7 protein-coding genes are annotated in these 6,284 nt (G+C 53.9%); 3 read left to right on the top strand and 4 right to left on the bottom strand.

From position 1 onward, the window contains the following. The 3 genes from G565_RS0119975 to G565_RS25150 form a co-directional block, all read right to left on the bottom strand. Positions 1 to 234 (bottom strand): transposase (locus G565_RS0119975; protein ID WP_425413995.1); only part of this gene is annotated, 234 nt, incomplete at its 3' end. A 107-nt stretch (positions 235 to 341) separates the two neighbouring features. After that, the gene (locus tag G565_RS0119970; RefSeq protein WP_028672400.1) at positions 342 to 686 is read right to left on the bottom strand and encodes a hypothetical protein; all 345 of its coding nucleotides are present in this window, start codon (positions 684 to 686) and stop codon (positions 342 to 344) included. 41 nt (positions 687 to 727) lie between these two features. Further along, positions 728 to 1,231 (bottom strand): DUF427 domain-containing protein, encoded by a 504-nt coding sequence (locus G565_RS25150; protein WP_051208318.1) that lies wholly within the window; start codon positions 1,229 to 1,231, stop codon positions 728 to 730. Between the two features lie 241 nt (positions 1,232 to 1,472). On the opposite strand from G565_RS25150, the gene G565_RS0119960 reads away from it, so the two are divergent. Together G565_RS0119960 and G565_RS0119955 are read left to right on the top strand one after the other, a co-directional pair. Next, complete coding sequence (locus tag G565_RS0119960) at positions 1,473 to 3,422, top strand: right-handed parallel beta-helix repeat-containing protein (RefSeq protein WP_028672399.1); 1,950 nt, start codon at positions 1,473 to 1,475, stop codon at positions 3,420 to 3,422. Continuing rightward, complete coding sequence (locus tag G565_RS0119955) at positions 3,406 to 5,085, top strand: Ig-like domain-containing protein (protein ID WP_028672398.1); 1,680 nt, start codon at positions 3,406 to 3,408, stop codon at positions 5,083 to 5,085. The genes G565_RS0119960 and G565_RS0119955 overlap by 17 nt, the downstream gene beginning before the upstream one ends. A gap of 134 nt (positions 5,086 to 5,219) precedes the next feature. Here G565_RS0119955 and G565_RS0119950 read toward each other — a convergent pair whose 3' ends face one another. Further along, a complete protein-coding gene (locus G565_RS0119950) occupies positions 5,220 to 5,852 on the bottom strand; it encodes a cyclic nucleotide-binding domain-containing protein (protein WP_169579690.1) in 633 nt (210 codons plus the stop codon). Between the two features lie 164 nt (positions 5,853 to 6,016). On the opposite strand from G565_RS0119950, the gene G565_RS0119945 reads away from it, so the two are divergent. After that, positions 6,017 to 6,284: transposase (locus G565_RS0119945; protein ID WP_028671436.1), on the top strand; the 268-nt coding region annotated here is incomplete at its 3' end.

Raw genomic sequence — 6,284 nt, 5'->3', positions numbered from 1 at the left:
CGCCTTCGATTTTTTTCTAAGCCACTCGACCTCGACCTGCAGCTTGCCAATTTGTTGATATAGATGGTCTTCCCGAGCTTCCAGCTTTTTCGGGTCGGGTTGGCTACTGCCGCGTTCGAAGGCTTCCACCAGTCGCTCCTGGGCGATTTTCTTCCAGGTGTTGATCTGAGAGGCATGTACGCCGCACTGCGAAGATAATTGAGCGACTGTCTTGTCGCCTCGGATAGCCTCCATTGCGACCTTGGCCTTGAACTCACTACTGAACCGTTTTCTCGCCACGTTACTACTCCTGCTTGGTCGTGGCATTCTACCTATGCCCGTGGTCTAAATCATGGGGTCCACTATACTTTTCGGGCTGAGTCTTGATTGTCTATCCAGCTGAGCGCTTTTGAATGAGTGGTTTTTGCCTTCATTATATAACCATAACTTTCTTTGCCACCATGGTCATGATTGATAGATGCAGCAATCGCGTCAGCACCAGATTCCTCAATTATAGACTCAACATCACTTAGTACAGGGCTGACAATAGCTGTCAAAAATATGTCGTTTTCACCTTTTCGTAGGCTTTCGACCCCATGAAAGTCGGAATTTCTATCGGCTTTCTTCCGTTTTACAAGCGAGTAAGCTTCATTGCATATTGATGGTACTTTGAAGTACAGATGTAACTCTAGCGTTGACTCTGCCATTTAATGTCCTTTGCCTGCTAAATATTATCGGGACACCAAGCTCATTTACAAACTGTAACGGTGGGTGTCTTCATTGGTTTTCGCGTTCCCGGGGCACCCTTGATCTGGCCATCCAGGTTAGGTGTTACCCAGCCGCCATAAAAGTCGCCCGGTTGTGGGATAACGCGCCTATCGCCGACCCACGCTTCGTCCATCTGCCCGGCATAAAACGCGATATAGCCCGCCAGCGGTGCAAAGCGTTCTGTGGGGCTTTCATAAGTCCAGGCTGCCCGCTTGGCGATGGTTTCCCCGGCGATCACGTCGAAATAGTGTGCGTTGCCTTTCCACTCGCAAAAACTGGTGACTGCAGCTGCTTTAAGCGAAGCGCATATATCGTCTGGCGGTAAGTAGTAAGTAGGTGCATGGTGCGTTTCCAGAACCCGCAATGCCCGGGTCGATTCGGCTACCAGCAGGCCACCAAGGAAGACCCTGATTTTCTGTGGCACGGGCTCCAATGCAGGCGGGCGTGGGTACGACTGAACGTTTTCGCGTGGTGTGGATGTCATGATTCGGTGCCTTTTTATTTCGAACCCATTGCCGGACTATTATTGTGCATGCCCGGTAGCAATCACAGTCAACAACATCAGAACGATTGGGGCTGATCGCCGCATTGTAGGGATACAAAATATAACAGTAGAATTGTATGCCGTGTTTACACTGGCATTTGGAAATGGAGGTTCCTCTTCCTGAGTGGTTCGATGTCCTGTCTCCCCAGATGAAACCATCTTAGCATGGAGGCAGTTCAGTATGGGTATCTCTACGATTCGGCGTTTGTTTTGCGCCTTGCTCCTTACCGCGGCCTGGGCCCAGGCCGCGACCATAACCGTAACCACTACCAGTGACACCACCGCCAACGATGGGCAATGCTCGTTGCGAGAGGCCGTCACCGCTTCAAACGATCAAACGGCATCAGGTGATACTCAGGGTGAATGCGCTGCCGGGAGCGATGACCTGAACACCATCAATGTACCGGCGGGCACCTTCAACCTGAGCAGTTCGCTCACACTCGGCAGTGATGTCAGCCTCAACGGGGCCGGCATGAACGAGACCCTGATCGACGGCGGCAACAGTGTACGGGTGCTCTACCTGAACGGCGGGTATCGGCTCACGCTCAACGGCGTTCGCATTTTTGGTGGCAGCATCAGCGGCAGCGGGGCTGGCCTTTATATGGATACCGGGAGCTTTGCGCGCGTTGAAAACAGCCGGTTCAGTGCCAACTCGGCTACAGGTAGCGGTGGTGCGATTTACGTGGATGATGAAGCCTTTCTGGACGTTTTCAGCAGCACGTTCACCAACAACGATGCCAGCAGCGGCGGTGCCATTTATTCCGACTACGGTGTTGTGTCACTCACCGGCGCCACCCTGGCCAGCAACTCAGCCAGCAGCGGTGGCGGCGCACTTTTTCTCTACATTGGCAATCTGACCGTTCGCTCATCCAAGTTTTCAAACAACTCAGCCAACAATGGTGGGGCACTCTATGTTGATTACAGCAGCAGCGCTCAACTGGACGATGTGACCATCGACAATAATACCGCCAGCGGCAATGGCGGTGGCATTTATCTGTACGACTACGCATTGTTGCGCATCAATGAAGGAAGCATTAACAATAACTCGGGCAACAATGGCGGTGGCCTCTATTCATACTATTCCAGCGTTGAGATGGAGAGCGTGACCATAGCCGGCAACTCGGCCAGCAGCGACGGCGGTGGCCTGTACATTGAAGATGGCATGGCCACCATCGAGAACAGTAGCCTGGACACCAACACAGCAAGCTCCCGAGGCGGCGGCTTTTACCTGGACTATCCGGGTGCCATCTGGCTAAACAATACTGACCTGGTTGCCAATCATGCTAACAGCGGCGGAGGTGCAGGTTACGCTTATTACGGGCAACTGTTCATGCGCGACGGTCAAATAGCCGATAACTCTTCCGACAGTAGCGGTGGCGGGTTTTACCTGGAAGGCAATCCAACACACCTGGAGCGCATTGCGGTGATCAACAACACCGCCCAGAGCAATGGCGGCGGTTTGTATATCGAGGATTACGCAGGCATTTTCGTACGCAATGCCACCTTAAGCGGTAATGAGGCTACCACAGGCTCCGGTGGTGGCATCTATCTCTACAGCGATACTTCACTTGAAATCACCCACAGCACCATTACTGATAACGAAGCCGGCAGTGAAGGCGGGGGCATTCACACCAGCTCCAATGCCAAACTGGCCTATCATGCCAGCATCATCGCCGGTAACCGCGCCAGCGATGGCGACGATTGTTACCTCGACAGCGCGGCCTTGTCCCGCGGAGTCAATGTGCTGGGTGACGACACCGGTTGCGTCTCCGAAACGACCGACCTGAGTATCGCCAGCAGCGCCGTCACCACCAGCCTGCTCTCGCCACTGGCCGACAATGGCGGCCCGACACCCACTCATGCCTTGCGCTCCGGTAGCCCGGCGGATAACGCCGCCGATAACGACTACTGCCCGCTGACCGACCAGCGTGGAACGGCCCGAATGCAAAATGACGTCGACTGCGACATTGGCGCTTTCGAGCGCGTCAATGAGCAGCCCGCAACTTCACCCAGTAGCGGTGGTGGTGGAAGCATGCCCGGATGGAGCCTGGCGTTGTTGAGCGCTATCTTGTTTTACCGGCGCACAGTGTATCGCCGAAAAGGGAGTGTTGGATATGACTCTACTCAGTGAAACATCGCGCTTGGCCGCTTTTTTGCTGGCTTTTCCGTTCGTGCTGTCAGCCTGCAGTAGCGGGGATTCGAGCTCAACGCAAACCTCTGACGATCAGACCACACCGACCGTCAGTAGTGTGAGCCCGGGTGATTCTGCGACTGGCGTCGCCCGGGGCACTGACGTAATCGCGACCTTCAGTGAAGACCTGTTCACCAAAACCATTGGCAGCAATACCGTCACTGTTACCGATGGAAGTGTCTCGGTTGCGGGTAAGGTGAACTTTGATCCTACCAACAACGAAGTAAGCTTCTTACCCGACAACACATTGTCGATGCTGACAACTTACACCACCACTCTCAGTACTGACATTACGGATTTGGCCGGCAATGCACTGGGCAGTGCGCATACCTGGAGTTTCACCACCGCCGATGGAACCTGGAAAGTCCCCACTTTGATCGAAACCGACAACGCGGGTGACGCCCGCGACCCCCAAATAGCCATCGATGCAGAGGGTAACGCACTGGCTATATGGGCCCAAATCGATGTTACCGGATCCAACACCTATGCTAATCGCTACACTGCGGGTTTAGGCTGGGGAGCGGCCACGCTGATCGAAACAAACAACGCGGGCCGCGTAGGCGCCCCCCAGATCGCCTTTGATGCAGAGGGTAACGCAGTGGCTGTGTGGTACCAGGCCGATGGTATCCGATTCAACATCTACTCCAATCGCTACACCACGGGTTCCGGATGGGGAACGGCCACTCTGATTGAGACCGAGGACGCGGGCGACGCGATCCACCCCCAAGTCGCCGTCGATACCAGCGGTAATGTATTGGCCGTGTGGGAGCAAAGCGACGGTAACCAGTTCAGCATCTACGCCAATCGCTATACCCCAGGCTCAGGCTGGGGCTCGACCACTCTGATCGAAACTGATAACGCGGGTAATGCCAGGAGCCCTCAAATCGCTTTCGATGCCAGCGGTAACGCCCTGGCCGTGTGGAAGCAAACCGACGGTAGCGGTGCCCGATTCAACATCCATGCTAATCGCTACACTGCGGGTTCAGGCTGGGGAACGGCCACTCTGATCCAAATCGACAACTCGGGGAACGCCGATTACCCTCAGATTGCCGTAGATGCAGAGGGTAACGCACTGGCTGTATGGTCCCAATTGGATGATACCCGATACAACATTCACGCCAATCGCTATACCCCGGGCTCAGGCTGGGGGTCGGCCACTCTGATCCAAATTGACAACGCGAGTAACGCCTACATCCCTCAAGTTGTTTTCGATACTAGTGGTTACGCACTGGCTGTGTGGGAGCAATACGACGATAGCCAATTCAACATCCACGCCAATCGCTACACCCCTGGCTCAGGCTGGGGAACGGCTACCCTGATCGAAACCGATAACCTGGGTAGCGCCAGGAGCCCTCAAATCGCTTTCGATTCCAGCGGTAACGCCATGGCCGTCTGGTATCAATCCGATGGTACCCGACATAACATTCTGGCCAATCGCTACACTGCGAGTTCAGGTTGGGGTGCGGCCACTCTGGTCGAAACCGACAACGCGGGTAGGTCCATAGACCCCCAAGTCGCCTTTGATGCCAGCGGCAACGCACTGGTTGTGTGGCGGCACTCCGACGGAATTCGCGACAACATAATGGCTAACCGGTTTGAATAACGGGCCAGGTTAGATTGGGCCGGGGAAGCAACTGGCTTTATGGCAGTGCACAAGCCTGCTCAAGTAAATGCCTGAGCGTTGGTTAATGTGACTGTCGCATTAGTGTTCGCAAGTGGACTTATCTGCCATCGGGCCTAGTCAATTTTGGCGGCCTGGGCCAGTTTTTTGGCAATATCCCGGGTTAATAGTGCTTCTACAGCAAGGCGCAGACGTTCGTCTTTGACCATCTTGTTCGATAGATTTTGTCGATCCCACTCAATGATCCTTGTATGCGTGTTTCCGGTAACGGTAGCCGTTGCACCGACGCCTTGAATCATCGACACCTCACCGATGAACGTGCCTTCACCAACTTCAAAATCAACCATGCTTTTGCTGACCTTAACATTACCAGAGAGGATATAAGAAAGCGTGTCCGGGACGATTCCTGACACCGCCAGTTCTTCGTCCTGGCGCAGGTATCTGATTTGGCCAAGCTTAAGCAGTCGACGGAATACACCGGGTTCAAGCCCTGGAAAGCGTTCCAGAATGGCGATGTCCTCAGCACGTATGAACAGCCGTGACTGGTCTAATAAAACCCGGATCAAACCATAAATACTGGTCATGCAAACTGCCGAACTTGCGATAATTGGTGACCATAAAGGCGTTTCGGAAGCTACGAAATAGTAAGTTAGATACAGAAGCGTACCGCACAACAGCAGGATTCTCAGTCCCAGCTGATTGGTGAAGAGATAAGCAGCAGACTGCAATACTGCGGCAATGAATATCAATAAACCCGGGGCTCCGACGAAATAGTGTAGCTCTGTGTACCACATAAAGTATGTTGTGCTCTCAGAATATAGGGTGGTTATCAGGGCAGTCGTGACAGAGACTGTAACTAAATCTGTGTAACTGCCTATTATTAACCCAATGGTTGGGTGAGGATGGGCAGACTATGAACAAGAAAGAGCTACAGGCAATCGCTCAGGCGGCAGCCAAGAATATCAAGACAGAGGATGACCTCAACGAGTTCAGGCAGATGCTGACCAAGATAACGGTCGAGACGGCCCTGAATGCTGAGCTGGATGATCATCTGGGCTTTGCCAGGCATGAGCAATCCGACACGGGCAACAGCCGCAACGGCCATTCCAGTAAAACCCTCCAGACCGAGGCTGGCCAGTTTGAGCTGGATACGCCTCGCGATCGGGGTGGTAGCTTCGAGC

Origin of the sequence: Saccharospirillum impatiens DSM 12546, from assembly GCF_000423605.1 — a bacterium.
Classification (GTDB): Bacteria; Pseudomonadota; Gammaproteobacteria; order Pseudomonadales; family Natronospirillaceae; genus Saccharospirillum; species Saccharospirillum impatiens.
The sequence above is the reverse complement of the archived record's forward strand: the minus strand, read 5'-3'. Positions and strand labels throughout refer to the sequence as shown.

Excerpts from the sequence above, each read along its gene's own strand:
- G565_RS25150 (WP_051208318.1), bottom strand. The coding sequence starts at position 1,231 with ATGACATCCACACCACGCGAAAACGTTCAGTCGTACCCACGCCCGCCT.
- G565_RS0119955 (WP_028672398.1), top strand. The coding sequence starts at position 3,406 with ATGACTCTACTCAGTGAAACATCGCGCTTGGCCGCTTTTTTGCTGGCT.
- G565_RS0119960 (WP_028672399.1), top strand. The coding sequence starts at position 1,473 with ATGGGTATCTCTACGATTCGGCGTTTGTTTTGCGCCTTGCTCCTTACC.
- G565_RS0119970 (WP_028672400.1), bottom strand. The coding sequence starts at position 686 with ATGGCAGAGTCAACGCTAGAGTTACATCTGTACTTCAAAGTACCATCA.